This is a genomic window from Flagellimonas ochracea, from assembly GCF_009903685.1.
GTDB classification, from domain to species: domain Bacteria; phylum Bacteroidota; class Bacteroidia; order Flavobacteriales; family Flavobacteriaceae; genus Flagellimonas; species Flagellimonas ochracea.
In genome coordinates this window covers 89306-104894 of sequence record NZ_JAAABI010000007.1, presented here as the reverse complement: position 1 = coordinate 104894, position 15589 = coordinate 89306, and the positions used below count along the sequence as shown (strand labels likewise).

General features: G+C 40.9%; 17 protein-coding genes, 1 other RNA gene and 1 pseudogene. 11 read left to right on the top strand and 8 right to left on the bottom strand.

What is annotated here, in order from left to right:
- Window positions 1-46: 46 nt before the first annotated feature.
- The 6 genes from gcvT to GTQ34_RS15120 all read left to right on the top strand — a co-directional run bounded on the left by gcvT (window position 47) and on the right by GTQ34_RS15120 (window position 4551).
- The gene (gene gcvT / locus GTQ34_RS15145; RefSeq protein ID WP_166524650.1) at window positions 47-1132 is read left to right on the top strand and encodes a glycine cleavage system aminomethyltransferase GcvT; all 1086 of its coding nucleotides are present in this window, start codon (window positions 47-49) and stop codon (window positions 1130-1132) included.
- Window positions 1132-2046: a glutaminase gene (locus tag GTQ34_RS15140; RefSeq protein WP_166524649.1), complete on the top strand. Its 915-nt coding sequence runs from the start codon at window positions 1132-1134 to the stop codon at window positions 2044-2046. The genes gcvT and GTQ34_RS15140 overlap by 1 nt, the downstream gene beginning before the upstream one ends.
- Window positions 2047-2049: 3 nt before the next feature.
- On the top strand, window positions 2050-2868 hold the full coding sequence (locus GTQ34_RS15135) for a sugar nucleotide-binding protein (protein WP_166524648.1): 819 nt from the start codon (window positions 2050-2052) through the stop codon (window positions 2866-2868).
- A gap of 43 nt (window positions 2869-2911) precedes the next feature.
- Window positions 2912-3196: a 4a-hydroxytetrahydrobiopterin dehydratase gene (locus GTQ34_RS15130; RefSeq protein ID WP_166524647.1), complete on the top strand. Its 285-nt coding sequence runs from the start codon at window positions 2912-2914 to the stop codon at window positions 3194-3196.
- A gap of 76 nt (window positions 3197-3272) precedes the next feature.
- On the top strand, window positions 3273-3983 hold the full coding sequence (locus GTQ34_RS15125; RefSeq protein ID WP_166524646.1) for a YebC/PmpR family DNA-binding transcriptional regulator: 711 nt from the start codon (window positions 3273-3275) through the stop codon (window positions 3981-3983).
- A 73-nt stretch (window positions 3984-4056) separates the two neighbouring features.
- Window positions 4057-4551: a hypothetical protein gene (locus tag GTQ34_RS15120; protein WP_166524645.1), complete on the top strand. Its 495-nt coding sequence runs from the start codon at window positions 4057-4059 to the stop codon at window positions 4549-4551.
- Here GTQ34_RS15120 and GTQ34_RS15115 read toward each other — a convergent pair.
- Genes GTQ34_RS15115 through GTQ34_RS15090 form a run of 6 tightly spaced genes read right to left on the bottom strand, consistent with a single transcriptional unit; the run spans window position 4548 to window position 9734 of the window.
- Entirely contained in the window at window positions 4548-5087 is a 540-nt protein-coding gene (locus tag GTQ34_RS15115; protein WP_166524644.1) for a lysophospholipid acyltransferase family protein, read from the bottom strand. The two genes, GTQ34_RS15120 and GTQ34_RS15115, sit on opposite strands and share 4 nt — an antisense overlap.
- 45 nt (window positions 5088-5132) lie before the next feature.
- Window positions 5133-6260, bottom strand: coding sequence for an iron-containing alcohol dehydrogenase family protein (locus GTQ34_RS15110; protein ID WP_166524643.1), 1128 nt, complete (start codon window positions 6258-6260; stop codon window positions 5133-5135).
- Complete coding sequence (locus GTQ34_RS15105) at window positions 6260-6964, bottom strand: HAD family hydrolase (protein ID WP_166524642.1); 705 nt, start codon at window positions 6962-6964, stop codon at window positions 6260-6262. Before GTQ34_RS15105 ends, GTQ34_RS15110 begins: the two co-directional genes overlap by 1 nt.
- Entirely contained in the window at window positions 6955-7668 is a 714-nt protein-coding gene (gene kdsB, locus GTQ34_RS15100; RefSeq protein WP_208103909.1) for a 3-deoxy-manno-octulosonate cytidylyltransferase, read from the bottom strand. The genes GTQ34_RS15105 and kdsB overlap by 10 nt, the downstream gene beginning before the upstream one ends.
- Before the next feature lie 38 nt (window positions 7669-7706).
- Window positions 7707-8270, bottom strand: coding sequence for a DUF4126 domain-containing protein (locus GTQ34_RS15095; protein WP_166524667.1), 564 nt, complete (start codon window positions 8268-8270; stop codon window positions 7707-7709).
- 30 nt (window positions 8271-8300) lie between these two features.
- Entirely contained in the window at window positions 8301-9734 is a 1434-nt protein-coding gene (locus GTQ34_RS15090; protein WP_166524640.1) for an ATP-dependent DNA helicase, read from the bottom strand.
- A 107-nt stretch (window positions 9735-9841) separates the two neighbouring features.
- On the opposite strand from GTQ34_RS15090, the gene GTQ34_RS15085 reads away from it, so the two are divergent.
- The 3 genes and pseudogenes from GTQ34_RS15085 to rsmD form a co-directional block, all read left to right on the top strand.
- The gene (locus GTQ34_RS15085; RefSeq protein ID WP_235915057.1) at window positions 9842-10576 is read left to right on the top strand and encodes a hypothetical protein; all 735 of its coding nucleotides are present in this window, start codon (window positions 9842-9844) and stop codon (window positions 10574-10576) included.
- Window positions 10557-11390 (top strand): DUF3822 family protein, encoded by an 834-nt coding sequence (locus GTQ34_RS15080; protein ID WP_235915056.1) that lies wholly within the window; start codon window positions 10557-10559, stop codon window positions 11388-11390. Before GTQ34_RS15085 ends, GTQ34_RS15080 begins: the two co-directional genes overlap by 20 nt.
- Window positions 11390-11926, top strand: a pseudogene (gene rsmD / locus GTQ34_RS15075) (16S rRNA (guanine(966)-N(2))-methyltransferase RsmD); the annotation flags it as partial. The gene GTQ34_RS15080 and the pseudogene rsmD, both read left to right, overlap by 1 nt.
- On the opposite strand, the gene rnpB reads toward rsmD, so the two are convergent.
- An RNA gene (rnpB, locus tag GTQ34_RS15070) (RNase P RNA component class A) lies at window positions 11921-12212 on the bottom strand. The pseudogene rsmD and the gene rnpB sit on opposite strands and share 6 nt — an antisense overlap.
- A 107-nt stretch (window positions 12213-12319) precedes the next feature.
- Here rnpB and GTQ34_RS15065 point away from each other — a divergent pair.
- Both GTQ34_RS15065 and GTQ34_RS15060 read left to right on the top strand, forming a co-directional pair.
- Complete coding sequence (locus GTQ34_RS15065; RefSeq protein WP_166524638.1) at window positions 12320-14065, top strand: DNA polymerase III subunit gamma/tau; 1746 nt, start codon at window positions 12320-12322, stop codon at window positions 14063-14065.
- A 56-nt stretch (window positions 14066-14121) separates the two neighbouring features.
- On the top strand, window positions 14122-14703 hold the full coding sequence (locus GTQ34_RS15060) for a MiaE family protein (RefSeq protein WP_166524637.1): 582 nt from the start codon (window positions 14122-14124) through the stop codon (window positions 14701-14703).
- Here the strand turns inward: GTQ34_RS15060 and GTQ34_RS15055 are convergent.
- On the bottom strand, window positions 14700-15584 hold the full coding sequence (locus tag GTQ34_RS15055) for a Ppx/GppA phosphatase family protein (protein ID WP_166524636.1): 885 nt from the start codon (window positions 15582-15584) through the stop codon (window positions 14700-14702). The two genes, GTQ34_RS15060 and GTQ34_RS15055, sit on opposite strands and share 4 nt — an antisense overlap.
- Between the last annotated feature and the right edge of the window lie 5 nt (window positions 15585-15589).

The following is a 15589-nucleotide window of genomic DNA, read 5'->3' as shown; positions in this document are numbered from 1 at the left end:
TCATCTTGGGTGAATTCAATAAATTTGCCTCCATAAATAAATCGGAATGAAAACGACCGCATTGCACGAAACCCATAAGGCATTGGGTGCAAAAATGGTTCCTTTCGCAGGCTATGATATGCCCGTGTCTTATGAAGGGGTCAACGTAGAACATGAAACCGTTCGAAAGAGTGTTGGAGTATTCGATGTTTCACACATGGGTGAATTCTTGATAGAAGGGCCCAAAGCCCTTGAGCTAATTCAAAAAGTATCCTCCAATGATGCTTCCAAATTGACCGTCGGAAAGGCACAGTACAGCTGTTTGCCCAACGAAACAGGTGGTATTGTGGACGACCTTATCGTATATCGAGTCAAAGACGAAACCTATCTATTGGTGGTAAATGCATCGAATATTGATAAGGACTGGGAACATATTTCCAAATATAATGAGACCATTGGGGCAACCATGCGCAACATTTCAGATGATTTTTCCTTGTTGGCCATTCAGGGGCCCAAGGCGGTTGAAGCCATGCAGTCCATTACTTCCGTTGACCTATCATCTATCAAGTTTTACAATTTTGTGGTCGCCGATTTTGCAGGAATCGAACATGTCATCATTTCGGCAACGGGATACACAGGTTCTGGAGGTTTCGAAATCTATTGTAAAAACTTCGAAGTTCAGCAAGTATGGGACAAGGTTATGGAAGCTGGAGCCGATTTTGGCATAAAACCCATAGGCCTGGCTGCTCGTGATACGTTGCGCTTGGAAATGGGCTATTGTCTCTATGGTAACGATATCGATGACACCACATCCCCCTTTGAGGCTGGATTGGGTTGGATTACCAAGTTCACCAAAGATTTTGTGAACAGTGAAGCCCTTGCCAAAGAAAAAGAGGAAGGCCCAAAGAGAAAGTTAGTGGCATTCCAGATTGAGGATAAAGGTATTCCAAGAAAAGGCTATGCGATTTTGGATGAAGATGGAAACGAAATCGGGGAAGTTACTTCAGGCACCATGTCTCCATCACTTACCAAAGGTGTTGGATTGGGGTATGTTCCCACTGAATATTCAACAACCGATACCAAAATTCAAATTCAGATTAGAAAGAACCAAGTTGCTGCCATAATAGTAAAACTTCCGTTTTACAAGGAATAATGCAAGACTTTCAGTCCATATTAGACAACATCCATAAAGCAGCCAGAAAGCAAACTGCCAAGGGCAAAGTAGCTGACTATATTCCCGAGCTATCCGCTGTAGACCCAGATAAATTTGGAATGACGGTTTTAGATAGCACCAAAAATGTCCATAGTACCGGTGATGCAAAAGAAAACTTTTCGATACAAAGTATTTCCAAGGTATTGGCATTGTCCATGGCGATGTCCCATGTGGGGGAAAAATTGTGGGAACGGGTTGGAGTAGAGCCTTCGGGCGACCCTTTCAATCACTTATCGCTGCTGGAAATGGAGAACGGCATACCTCGAAACCCGTTGATAAATGCAGGTGCCATAATAGTTTGTGATATTTTGGTTTCTAGGCTTGAAAATCCTACGTCAGCATTTCTGGAATATATTCGGGACATAGCTGGGGACTCGACGATAGTCTATGATGAGAAGGTAGCTAAATCTGAAAAGAGAACGGGGTTCAGGAATTACGCTGCAGCCAATCTTATCAAATCCTTCGGAAACCTTGAAAACGATGTTGAGACCGTACTGGATTTTTACTTTCATTCCTGTTCATTGAGTATGTCCTGCGAGCAGTTGGTAAAGGTCTTCTACATTTTTATGAACCGGGGCAAGTGCCTTAGAAACAATGCCCATCTCACCTTGTCACAAGTAAAGCGTATAAACGCCATTATGCTTACCTGTGGATTTTACGATGAGGCAGGGGAATTTGCCTTCGAAGTGGGACTTCCTGGAAAAAGTGGAGTTGGGGGTGGAATTGTTGCGTTGTTGCCAAATAAATTCTGCGTTGCGACATGGGCACCAGGACTGAACGAAAAAGGAAATTCGAAGCTAGGCATGTGGGCTTTGGAAAAACTAACGACCGAAACCGGTTTGTCAATATTTTAATATTTGGATAAAAAAAAGATTCTGATACTAGGGGCAAGTGGGTTTATAGGCAACGCCATTTATAAGGAACTTTGCTCCTATTTTGACACTTACGGAACCTATTGTTCCAATCATTCCTTTTCATCAAACCAGCAGTTTTTAAGATACGACCTAGAAGAAGATGACATCTTCAAAATTTTAGAAAGGGTCCGACCGGATGTCATCGTATCCTCTTTACGTGGGAATTTTTCGGCCCAGATTCAGGCCCATCAACATCTGATGGAGTATTTGATGAAAAATAAGGTGAAATTATATTTCATTTCTTCCGCAAACGTTTTTGATGCGTATAGTAAATACCCTTCCTATGAATTGGACAAAACCCTTTCTGAAAGTGTTTACGGCCGTTTAAAAATAAAAATTGAAAACATGATGATGCGGTTGCCAAAAGAAAAGACCGCCATCCTAAGGGTGCCCATGGTGTTTGGGAACACTTCGCCGAGAATAAAGGAGATAAAAGAAAACCTCGAAAACAAAGAGCCCATTGAAGTCTTCCCTAACCTCATCATCAACGTTACCAACGATGACAGACTTACCCAGCAAATCCATTATTTGATCAACAGGAACAAAACTGGAATTTTCCATCTGGGCAGCCAAGACCTTATCCAACATGAAGAGTTTATTAAAGAAGTGATACGAAAAATGGGAAACTACCACCCCATTTTAAAACGGGTGTTCACTACCAATGAGGACCGGTATCTGGCTGCATTACCCAAACATAACAAGCTTCCCAAAAACCTTCGTATCAAATATCAAGAGATTATAGACCATCATCTTCCCGTTTAGTTTTGCAATAAGATTTGGCTAACTTTAAAAGAAATAAGGTTTTATGGAAAAATTAAATAATAATCAAGTAATGAAGGCTCTTGAAAAACTCAGAGGATGGTCCCTGAAGGATGGTATGATTGTAAAGTCCTTCAAATTCAAGGATTTTAAAGAAACTTTCTCAGCAATGACGCATATTGCTTTTGAGTGTGAAGCCATGAACCATCATCCCAATTGGGAAAATGTCTACAATCAACTTACTATAAAACTCAATACACATGACGTAGGCGGCGTAACCCAGAAAGATTTGGAATTGGCCAATCATATTGAAGACATTATCAGAACCTGAACCAACCCCAATCTGCGACTCTTGACACGGGGTCATTTTTTGTTAAATTTGCCCGTACTCTCTAGCAAATTTTTACATGGGAAGAGCATTTGAATTCAGAAAAGCCAGAAAAATGAAACGCTGGGCAGCCATGTCCAAAGCGTTCACCCGAATTGGAAAGGATATTGTTATGGCCGTGAAGGAAGGTGGGCCTGACCCCGATGCCAATGCCAAACTACGCGCGGTCATCCAGAACGCCAAGGCGGTGAACATGCCCAAAGATAATATTGAAAGGGCCATCAAAAGAGCATCAGATAAGAATCAAGGAGACTATAAAGAAGTTCTTTTTGAAGGATATGCTCCCCACGGAATTGCCATTCTCATTGAAACAGCGACTGACAACAACACCCGAACGGTTGCCAACATCCGAAGTTATTTTAACAAGTGCAATGGAAGCTTGGGCACCTCGGGGTCTGTAGAATTTATGTTTGACCATACCTGTAACTTCACTATCAATCCCGAAGGGATAGATCCGGAAGAATTGGAATTGGAAATGATCGATTATGGCACGGAAGAGGTTTTTGTTGACGAAGATGGCATACATATTTATGCGCCATTTGAAAATTTCGGGGCCATACAAAAGGAATTGGAATCCCGTGAAATAGAAATCATTTCCTCAGGTTTTGAACGTATTCCACAAGTGACCAAAGAACTCAACGAAGAAGAAATAGCTGATGTGGAAAAGCTATTGGAAAAAATTGAAGAAGATGATGACGTGCAGAACGTGTACCATACCATGAAGGAATAATTCCTTTCAATAACCTGATTTTAGTTGTAAAGCATCGTATGGCTCTACGACCAATCACTAAAATACATCCATTATGCGAGCCAATTTCTTGATTTTTCTGTTTTTTATAACACATGGCTTGCTCCAAAGTCAGGACATGACCTCAGAAAAACTCTACGAAATTGTCAAAAGAGAATCGGATACAGTTCGGGTACAAGGGAACACATACCAGTTTATAGTGAACAAATCCATGTTGATCTGTGTGTTTGATGAGAAGGCCAATCGTATGCGAATTATCAGTCCCATTGTTGAACGTGAAAAACTGGAAGAAGAGGAATTGTTGAATGCCTTAGTAGCTAATTTCCATTCGGTTTTGGATGTGAAATATGCGCTAAGCGATGAGATTATATGGTCGGTTTACACACATCCGCTCAGAGAACTCTCAGAGCCGCAGGTCGAAGATGCCATTCAACAAGTATATGCCGCTGCACTCACTTTTGGTAGCTCGTATTCAAGTACCAACATAGTTTTTCCTGGTAACACCAAAAAGGTGGAGAAACCCAAACCGAAGGTTTTGAAAAAAATCTAGAAGCTGTATTCCGGAACTTTGCCCTTTACCCCTTTGTAAAAGGCATGGATTTTTTCAAAATCCTGCTCCATGTCTTCGGTCGGGTGAAAAGGTTCAGAAATTTTGACCTCTTTTTTTCCAAAATCAAAAGCAACCATCACAATGGGCACTTCAGCCTTTTTTGCAATATGATAGAATCCTGTTTTTAAGGTATCCACTTTTTTTCGGGTTCCTTCCGGGGCCAGCGCAAATCGAAATACTTCTCTTTCGTTAAAAATCTGGACGATGCTATCCACCGTGTTGGAGTTTTTTGAACGATCTACCGGTGCGCCCCCTGTCCATCGGAAAAACCACCCGAAAGGCGGTTTAAAAAGACTCTTTTTTCCGATATAGTTGATTTCTTTGTTGATTACCTTGCGCACCACAAGACCCAAAAAGAAATCCAACCAATGTGTATGGGGAATTACAATGACCACACATTTATCCACTTCGGGAAAAGTGCCTTGCATTTTCCATCCAAGTATCTTGTAGTAAATAAATTTGGATAGTCTGTGCATACATCAAATGGAATGTAGTCTAAATCAAAAAGTAGCCCATGACCACTAAATTTTTTCGTACAAGGCTTGCAGGCGTTGTGGGGTCATTATTGTTTTCCAATCTGGTCCGAGGGCATTTTCCCATAACGCTTCCATGCCCAGGGCAACATTGATTAATGTGTCAAAATCATCTTGGGTCAAATTGGCACAAACTCCTTGCGGCAATTGTATTTGGTGTTTTTGAAGCATTTGTTTGAAAAGTTCAACACCTCTGGGATAAAAATCCTGCAAATGTTGAAAAACCAAACAATTGCCAATGCCATGCTTTATACCCAACAGATAGGAAAGACCATAGCTCATGGCATGCGCAACCCCAACTTGGGAATAAGCGATGCTCATTCCCCCGTGCCAAGAGGCCATCATCAGTTTATCTCTGGATTCCTCTTCGGATACATCATCCAAAAAAACTTCTTTGCACAATTCTAGTGCTTTTTCCCCGTAGCTCTGGCTAAAGGCGTTCAAATAGGTGCCTTCCAAGGATTCCACACAGTGGATGAAGCAATCCATTCCCGTGTAGAACCATTGGTCTTTAGGAACGGTTTTGGTTAAATCGGGATCAAGAATTACCTGATCGTACGTGGTATAATCTGAATTGATTCCCAACTTTTTGTCTGGCCCTAAAAGTACCGTTGTTCGGGATACTTCGGCTCCTGTTCCGCTAATGGTGGGAATACCCACATGATAAAGAGAAGGTCGACTGACCAGGTCCCAACCTTGATAATCTTTGGCCAATCCCTTGTTGTTCAAAAGAATGGCCACCGCTTTGGCCAAATCCAACAATGTGCCGCCACCGATTCCAATAATGCCGGATGGTTTCTCGTCGTACTTTCCATTAATGTGGGAAACCAGGGCATCCACTTGTTCGGTTTTAGGTTCTTCCTCAGCCGAAACAAAGACAATTTCATCGTTGAACATCACTGGAATTCGAGAGGTAAAGTCCTTGTTCTCAAAAAAATCATCAATAAGAAAAATGAAAGGAGCATCTGAATTTTTGCGCATGGGCAACAGTATTTCCCCTAATTGAGAAAAACAGCCTGCTCCAAAAACAACCCTGGGCACCATAGGAAAGTTACGGTAGGCTGTCTTCTTATTTGGTATTGTATCTTTTTTCTTCAATTTGTTTTCCGTCTTCATCAGTTATCCAAATATTTCAAAATATCTTTAAGGCGGCTCAATTTCAAGTGATTATTCACCAACTCGTCTTCCGATACCATTTCATGCGCCCATGTCGTATGAAACGGAACATGTACTGCCTTGGCCCCAATGTTCAATATAGGCAATACATCAGACTTTAGGGAATTTCCTATCATCAAAAACTCTTGTACATCAATGTTCAAATGGTCCAGTAAATTTTGATAATTACTTTCTTTTTTGTCACTCAATACCTCCACATGGTGAAAGTATTTTGAAAGTCCAGATTTCTCCAATTTTCGTTCTTGATCCAATAAATCGCCTTTTGTGAGCACTATTAATCTATATTTTCCTTCTAATTTAGACAAGACCTCCTCCACCCCATCTAGAAGTTCAACTGGATGCGATATCATTTTTTTGCCCAATCCCAAAATCTTGGAAATGGTCTCTTGGGAAACCTGATTGTTGGACAGGTCCAAAGCCGATTCAATCATCGATAACATAAATCCTTTGATGCCATAACCATAGGTTTCCAAGTTCTTCATCTCTATCTTAAAGAGTTCTTGGTCTATTTTGTTTTTGGTCTCATAGTCTTCCAACAGTTCGGCAAAACGTTCTTCTGTTTCCCGAAAATAAGTTTCATTCACCCAAAGAGTGTCGTCAGCATCAAATCCTATGACCTTTATGTTTTTAAAATCTACCTCCATGCTCTTCTTGCGCGTTCCAAGTCCTCAGGAGTATCAATTTCTACACCTGAAACATGGGTTTCCACCATTTTTATTTTCTTGCCATATTCCAAAAACCGAATGGCTTCTATTTTTTCTTTGGCTTCCAACGACAACATGGGCAATTGTTGAAAATCTAACAAGGCCCTTTTCCTAAAAGCGTAAACTCCTTTGTGTTTGTAGTAGGTGACTTCCACTTCTTCATCTCTGGGATAAGGAATGGGCGATCTCGAAAAATAGAGCGCAAAATTTTGATTGTCCACAACCACTTTGACGGTATTGGGATTAGAAATTTCCTCCCAGTCGGATATGGGGGTCATCAAGGAGGCTAGGTCTATTTCTTTTTTTTCATCATTTTTAAAGACTTTTATGGTCTTTGCCAAACTCTCCCTATCAATAAGGGGTTCATCTCCTTGAACATTGATTACAATATCCACATCCATGTCAACTATAGCTTCAGCAATTCTATCGCTGCCACTTTCATGCCGTTTTTTGCTCATGATGACTTGTCCACCAACTTCGGTAATCGCTTCTGCAATGATTTCGCTATCCGTAACCACGTATACTGCATCAAACAACCCTGTTTGAACAGCTGCTTCGTAGGTGCGCACAATAACCGGTTTTCCGCATAGATCTTGCATCAATTTCGCCGGAAATCTTGAGGCTTGGTACCTAGCTGGAATCATTGAAATTACTCTCACTGCTGCAAAATCAAGTTGAAGGTTTATTTTTTGGGCCGCAATTTACGGTATATTCTAAAGATAAATATCAATATTATAATGACCAATATGGCAGCTATAGGGGGAACCAAAATCGATGCCGTGGACACGGCAACCGCCGCTCCTGTTTCGATGGTGGCCACAATTGGATTTGCTATACCGCCCGTTGTGGTTGAGGAGGTCAATCTTCCGACTGCATTTGCTCCCTTAATGGCTGTGGCAGTTCCGCCGCCTGCTATTATGGCCAAAGACCATGTGACCACGGGATCCAGATTGACCACTGTGGATACCATTACGGCAGTACCTGCTATTGCGGCCAAGGGCACGGCCATGGAGTCCAGCACGTTGTCGACCCATGGAATGAAATAGGCAAAGATCTCGACCAAAGTGGCCACCCCGAAGACAACAAGTGCGGTAAGGCTACCTATCCATTGCCAGTTATCATTCAACTCCCAAACCCCAAAATAGGCTGACAAACTCAGGGCAAACAAGGGTAAAAACACTCTGAAACCCACAGAAGCGGCCAAACCGATTCCTAAAAATATACTTATAATGGTGTCTGGAGACATGTTCATGGTCTTGACTAAATTAGGGCATTCCTAGCCAAGAAAAAAATCATCTTTAAATCCTATCAGGTATAATTGTCGTTGAGCCCTTGTTACGGCTGTATAAAGCCATCTTAAATACTCTTTGTCCACTCCATTGGGCAGGTAGGGCTGTTCTACAAACACCGTATCCCATTGCCCCCCTTGCGATTTATGGCAAGTGATGGCATAAGAGAATTTTACCTGAAGTGCGTTGAAGTATCGGTTGTTCTTTACCCCTAAAAACTTTTTGTACTTTGATTTTTCATGGGCATAGTCCTGCATCACCTCTTGATATAACCTATTGCCCTCTTCATAGGAAAGTGAGGGAGTTTCTGCATTGATGGTATCCAGAAGCAGCACAGTTTCAAACGGTTTTTGATTGGGATAGTCCACCATCTTCACCCTTACCTCGGCAAAGGAGAAGCCATACAATTCCTTTATGGCGAAAAGTTCCAATATTTCAATGATGTCTCCATTGGCAATAAATCCGGCCTCTGAATTGGGTCTGAGCCAAAAGTAATTGTTTTTGACCACCATCATGTAGTCGCCGACGGCTATTTCACTATCCAAAAAAAGGATGCGCTCGCGAATGTTTTTATTATATAGGTTGGCACGTTTGTTAGATCGAACAATAATGGCTGTTTCCTCTTTTCCCTTTTGTGAATAAGAAGAGTCTATAGCTTCTTGAATTTCATTTCCATCAATCAATCGGACAATGTCGTTAAAATGTCCCAATTCAAACTGAAATGCATCAAAAAACTGAGATTGCATTTGCTCTCTAAGGTTGGTGGCGTTATATAGAATCCCTGAATCCTCTGTTTGCCGCATTACCTCATCCAACTCAATACTTTTTACCTCCTTGTCATAGTTCAGGGAAAGTCGTTTTTCTTCGAGGGCCGGACTCAGTTCCAGTTTCACCGGTGGTAATTGGGCGGTATCTCCAATCAAAACCAATTTGCAATTGTGACCTGAATGCACATAGTACATAAGGTCGTCCAAAAGGGAGCCGTTTTCAAAGAGTTTGGAGTCAGCCGGAGTATCCGGAATCATGGAAGCCTCATCCACAATGAACAACGTGGTTTTATGTTTGTTCGGGGCCAATACAAACTGTACATTGCCTCCTGCTTGTTTTTTGGGGAAATAAATCTTTTTATGAATCGTAAATGCCTTGTCACCAGCATATACAGACATTACCTTGGCGGCTCTGCCCGTCGGAGCCATAAGAACCGCCTTTTTTTTAACTCTCCAAAGATTGTTGACAATGGTGGCCACGATGGTGGTTTTTCCCGTTCCAGCAAAACCTTTCAATAAGAATATTTCGTTCCTGCCGCCCTCCAAAATAAATTGGGAAAGTCGCTCAAGGGCCAAGTGCTGTTTTTTGGTCGGAATATGGGGAAACTTCTCGGTTAAAGTCTGTAAAAAACCTGTTGTTGTGGGGTAGTCCATTTGGGCTAAAGATAGTGTGGTTTTTTAAAGCAAAAAGTTTCGTGATAAAAAAAAAATTGTAGATTTGTCTGTAACCGCTAAATTAACTCAGAAAGACAAAACCAATTATGTTAAACTTAATTCTTATCGTCGTACTTATATTCCTGGTGACTATAGGACTCGTGTTTGTTATTGACAAATTCTTGCCCCAAAAAGTTAAACCTGTACTCGTACTCGTTTTTGGACTATTAAGTATTTTCTTGGGCTACAAAATATATCAATCCGTCAATGCTCCTATTGAGTTCAATAAGGTAAGACAAGAAAGGTTTTCCCAAGTTATTGCCAAATTAAAGGACATCAGGGATTCCCAAGAAGCTTACAAGGTGGTAAACGGAAAGTATGCCAACGATTTTAACAGCTTGGTTCAATTTATTGATACAGCCAGCTTTACTATTACCCAGCAACGTGATTCTTCTTTTATGCGTTTTGATAAAGTATATCAAATAGAACTACAAAAGGACACCATTGTGGTAGACACTTTGGGCTTTATCCAAATCAGGGATTCTCTTTTCAAGGACAGTGAAAGGTACAAATCCATGATGAATGTTCCCTATGCCCAAAACAATGAAAAGTTTGAAATGAAAGCGGACATCATTGATAAGAGTGGGTATAAAGCACCGGTTTTTGAAGCCAAAGTCAAAAAAGACGTTGTGCTGTACGACCAGCCAGAGGATTTGAGAGCACGCGAAAATGCACACCAAAGTGTTGAAGAAGTAAATGGGACCGAAATAAAAGTAGGTTCGCTTACCGACGTAAGCACCAATGGTAACTGGCCGCCTATCTATGATAGAAAAAACAACTAATATAGATTCAGAAAGTACTGAAAACATTTTTAAGAAACTGTCCATTCAAGTTGGTTTGAATGGACTTTCTTTTTGTGTTCTGGACACTATTTCCAACAAAATACTGGTACACGAAAAGATCAACTTTAAGCTGACCTCCACCCCCTACCTGGTGCTCAAAGAATTAAAGGCAGTGCTAAACGAGCATAAGGATGCACTAAAAGATTTTTCTGAAGTCATTGTTATCCATAAAAACAAACTTTTCAGCTTGGTGCCCCAACCCCTTTTTCATAAAGAGGAGCTGCCAAACTATCTAAAGTTCAATGCGAAAATCATGGCCAATGACCAAATCACATATGACGAAATTCCCAACCATGACATGGTGAACGTTTATGTTCCCTTTACCAATATCAACAACTACCTTTTTGATCTTTTTGGAGAATTCGAGTTTAAACACAATGGAACCGTTTTAATTTCTATGCTACTAAATCAAAGTAGAGCTGATTCGGAGCCCATTTGCTATGTACAAGTCTCCGATAAAGAAATGGAAATGGTTGTCATTGCGAATAAGAAGCTCCTTTTATACAATCAGTTTGAATATAGTACCAAAGAAGACGTGCTATACTTTCTGCTCTTTGGATTGGAGCAATTACAGTTGGATTTGGAAAAATTACAATTAAAATTGTTCGGATCTATAAATGAGGGGGATGCCATTTATGAGTTATGCCGCGATTACATCAAAAACGTATCGGTTTTTGTTCCAAGCAATCCTGCCTTTCCTTTTGATGCAATGGAAGACCAAACCATCGATTTCACCGTATTAAGTTCCCTTTGATGCGGATAATTTCTGGAAAATTTAAGGGAAAAAGGCTTATTGCCCCCAAAAAACTGCCGGTACGGCCCACCACCGACATGGCCAAAGAAGGGTTGTTCAATATTCTCAATAACAGATTTTACTGGGACGGACTTAAAGTATTGGACCTATTTGCAGGAACTGGTAACATCAGTTTTGAGTTCGCTTCAAGGGGAGTGGAAGAAATCATTGCTGTCGACAGTTTTGCTGGCTGTATCCAATATATCGCCAAAACGGCCAAAGAATTGGATATTGCCATTACTGCAATCAAATCGGATGTTTTCAAATATCTGAATCGTACCCAAGAAAGATTTGATATTATCTTTGCCGACCCCCCTTATAATTTTGATGTAGATCAGCTTACCCAAATCGTAGATTCAGTTCTGGAAAGAAAGCTTTTGGAAGATGGAGGAGTTTTAATATTGGAACATGAAGAACAAAAGGATTTATCGGCAAATAAACAATTCATGGAAGCACGGAAATACGGGGGTAGTGTTTTCAGTTTCTTTGAAAATAAAAGCAGGCCATAAGCCGGATTCTGTATATCCCTATCATTTATCTAGGCTTCTGGTTGCCCAAAAGCTCAATCCGCCTACCCTCCAACTCGAGCGTGCAGCCCTCAAGTGCTGGTTTACATGGCGTTTCACCGCATAGAGTTTGCCGATTTCACTACAGCCGAACTGTACTTGCTTTCTGTTGCACTGGTCCTCACCTTTCGGTGGACGGGTGTTACCCGCTATGCCGCACTATGGTGTCCAGACTTTCCTCTCCAACCTATGTTGCAGCGATAAGGTGGCCTGCTGTATACAAAGATACGGCAATTGTTAATAAAAAATAAGTTACAGCGGTTGGCAAAAGTACGTTTGCTTATTGCTATTTTTATATTTGTACTAACCAGAAATTTCCACACTTTGGAACCTTTCATAGTATCTGCCCGAAAATATCGCCCACAAACTTTTAAAGATGTTGTGGGACAGGAGGCTATTACGAATACGCTGCTCAATGCCATCGAGAACAATCATTTGGCACAAGCCTTGCTGTTTTGTGGTCCAAGGGGAGTGGGCAAGACGACTTGTGCAAGAATTTTGGCCAAACAAATAAACCAGGACGGTACTGAAAGAGAGGATGAAGATTTTGCCTTCAACATTTTTGAACTGGATGCCGCCTCCAATAATTCGGTGGATGATATCCGAAACTTGATTGACCAAGTACGCATCCCTCCACAAGTTGGAAAGTATAAAGTGTATATAATCGATGAGGTGCACATGCTTTCCCAGTCAGCTTTTAATGCTTTTTTGAAGACCTTGGAGGAACCACCCAAGCACGCCATTTTCATTTTGGCCACCACCGAAAAACATAAAATTATTCCCACCATACTTTCACGATGCCAAATTTTCGACTTTAAGCGCATCACCGTCAAGGATGCAACAGAATATTTAAAATATATTGCTGAGCAGCAAGGAGTAGAAGCTGAAGAAGGAGCACTCCACATCATTGCCCAAAAAGCCGACGGTGCCATGCGAGACGCGCTGTCCATTTTTGACCGTGTGGTAAGTTTTTCAGGGAAACGCCTGAGCAGAAAGGCGGTTACGGAAAATCTGAATGTACTTGATTACGATACTTACTTTGCAACTACGGCATTGATTCTGGAGAACAACATACCAGAGCTGTTGTTGCTCTTTAACAAAACCCTTTCCTTAGGGTACGATGGGCATCATTTTATTTCTGGGCTTGCCTCCCATTTTAGGGATTTAATGGTTTGTCAACATCCTGATACCATCATTTTATTGGAGGTTAGCGAAGATGTTAAACTCCAATATAAGGAGCAAGCAAAAAAAGTAGATAGCAGTTTTTTGCTGAAAGCACTGGATTTAGCCAATGAGTGTGACCAAAAATACAAAACCAGTAAAAACCAACGGCTCTTGGTCGAGCTGACCCTTATGAAATTAGCCTCCCTCGCCTTTATTGGTGAAAAAAAAAAGCATGATTTCCTAATCCCTGCCTCTCACTTCAAAGAAGTAGCAAGCTCTGCCGACCAAAACAAGCTTCAGGAACCCCTTGTCGAAGAAAAAATCGAGGCGCAAGAGATAACTTCTGAAGTCGAACCTGTTTCCAGAGAAACTCAAGAAGAAGTGGTTTTACAAGAACCTGCCTCCAACTATCAGCCCAAAAGAAAAATTGAACTAAAAAATCCATCAAAACGGGTTTCAGGTTTATCGCTGTCCAGTATACAGGCAAAAAAGGCCCACGAGAATGTTAAGGCTCCAAGTGTTTCCCAAGAACAACTCCCAAAAGATCCTTTTACCGAAGAGGCCATGCAACAGCATTGGAATGATTTTGCGCAAAAACTCAGTAAAAAAGGAAGAAAAATACTGTCCAGTAACTTGCTGACGGACATTCCCAAGCTAAAAGGCAACCATACTATATGGATTGAACTCCCAAATGGTACCATGAAAAAAGAGGTGGAACAAGAACAAAACCTGATTTTGGATTATCTCAGGCAAAAACTTAACAACTATTCCATTGCACTTCAGATTACCGTTAATGAAGAAACAGCTAAAAAATTTGCATTCACTCCAGCAGAAAAATACCAAAAACTAAAAGAGAAGAATCCCGCAATAGAGTTATTGAGAAAAGAGTTTGACCTCGATTTTTAGGCTTCATTGGTAATCCTTGTATCTTTGTTTTATAACTATTTACAACGCAACTTTACATGTTAGGCTTAAAATTACCAACTGACCCAAGATGGGTGAACATTGTTGAAAAAAATATTCAAGAAATACTAACGGATCATGCTTATTGCGAACAAAAAGCGGCAAGTACCGCTATTTCATTGATTATTGGTTTTCCTGAAAAATCTGAATTGGTAAAGGAAATGACAGCCTTGGCACGAGAAGAAATGGGTCACTTTAACATGGTTCATGACAAAATATTGAAACGTGGCTGGGTTTTAGGGCGGGAACGCAAAGATGAATATGTTATCGAACTGATGAAATTCTTTCCCAAAGGAGGCAGCAGGGAAACCCATTTGGTCCACAAACTATTATATGCAGCTCTGATTGAAGCCAGAAGCTGTGAACGGTTTCGCTTACTTTCTGAAGAAATAAATGACGAGGAACTTTCAGAATTCTATAGGAATTTAATGGTCAGCGAAGCGAATCATTACACCATGTTCTTAAAATTCGCCCGTAAATATGGTAATCGTGAAGAAGTCGACAAAAAATGGGAAGCCCTTCTGGAATATGAAGCTGAACTAATGAAAAATTTGGGCAAAAAGGAAACCATGCACGGTTAGTTCTTGTAGTATAAAGTTTTTATCATTCCATCTGCCAAACCAATCTTTGGAACATGGATTTTTTTGGCCTTGCTCCACCTGGCCGCATTCAAAAATATTTTAGAGGCCGGAATAATGACATCCGCCCGGTCCTGGTTTAAGCCCAATTCTGAAATACGGTCTTCATAGTCCATACTATTCAAAAAATGATATTGGGCGTTCAACCAGATATAGGATAAGGGCTGGCCCACTTTTCTTCCAGACATTTTATGCAGCTTGTTGATGTTTCCACCAGAACCGATTATTTCTATCTTACTTTCTGGGTTAACATGACGAATTATCCACTCCTTGACTTGATCCCAAACAGAATCTTCAACTAAGTCGTTTAGGATTCTTACCGTACCTATCTTAAACGATTTTGAAATTTGGGGTTTACCATTTTCGAAAAAAGTGAACTCAGTGCTTCCCCCTCCTACATCCACATACAAATAGCACCTATCATTTTTAATAACATCCTTTAAATCTGTCGAGGCGATGATCTCGGCTTCCCTTTTGCCATCAATAATCTCAATCTTGATTCCCGAAGCCTTTTCCACCTTGTCCACTACCTCATTACCATTTTTGGCTTCCCTAAGTGCAGATGTTGCACAGGCCATATATTTTTCAACACCGTAAACCTGCATCAATAAATCAAAAGATTGCATGGTCTTGATCAGTCGTGCAAGGCTATTTTCGGAAATCTCAGCCCGTAAAAACGAATCCTCTCCTAAACGCACCGGCACACGCACCAACTCACTTTTCTTGAACACGGTTGGTTTATCCTCATGTTCGATCACATTATTGATGAGCAACCTGACTGCGTTGGAACCAATATCTATCGCTGCAAATTTGCGAATGACCATGATAC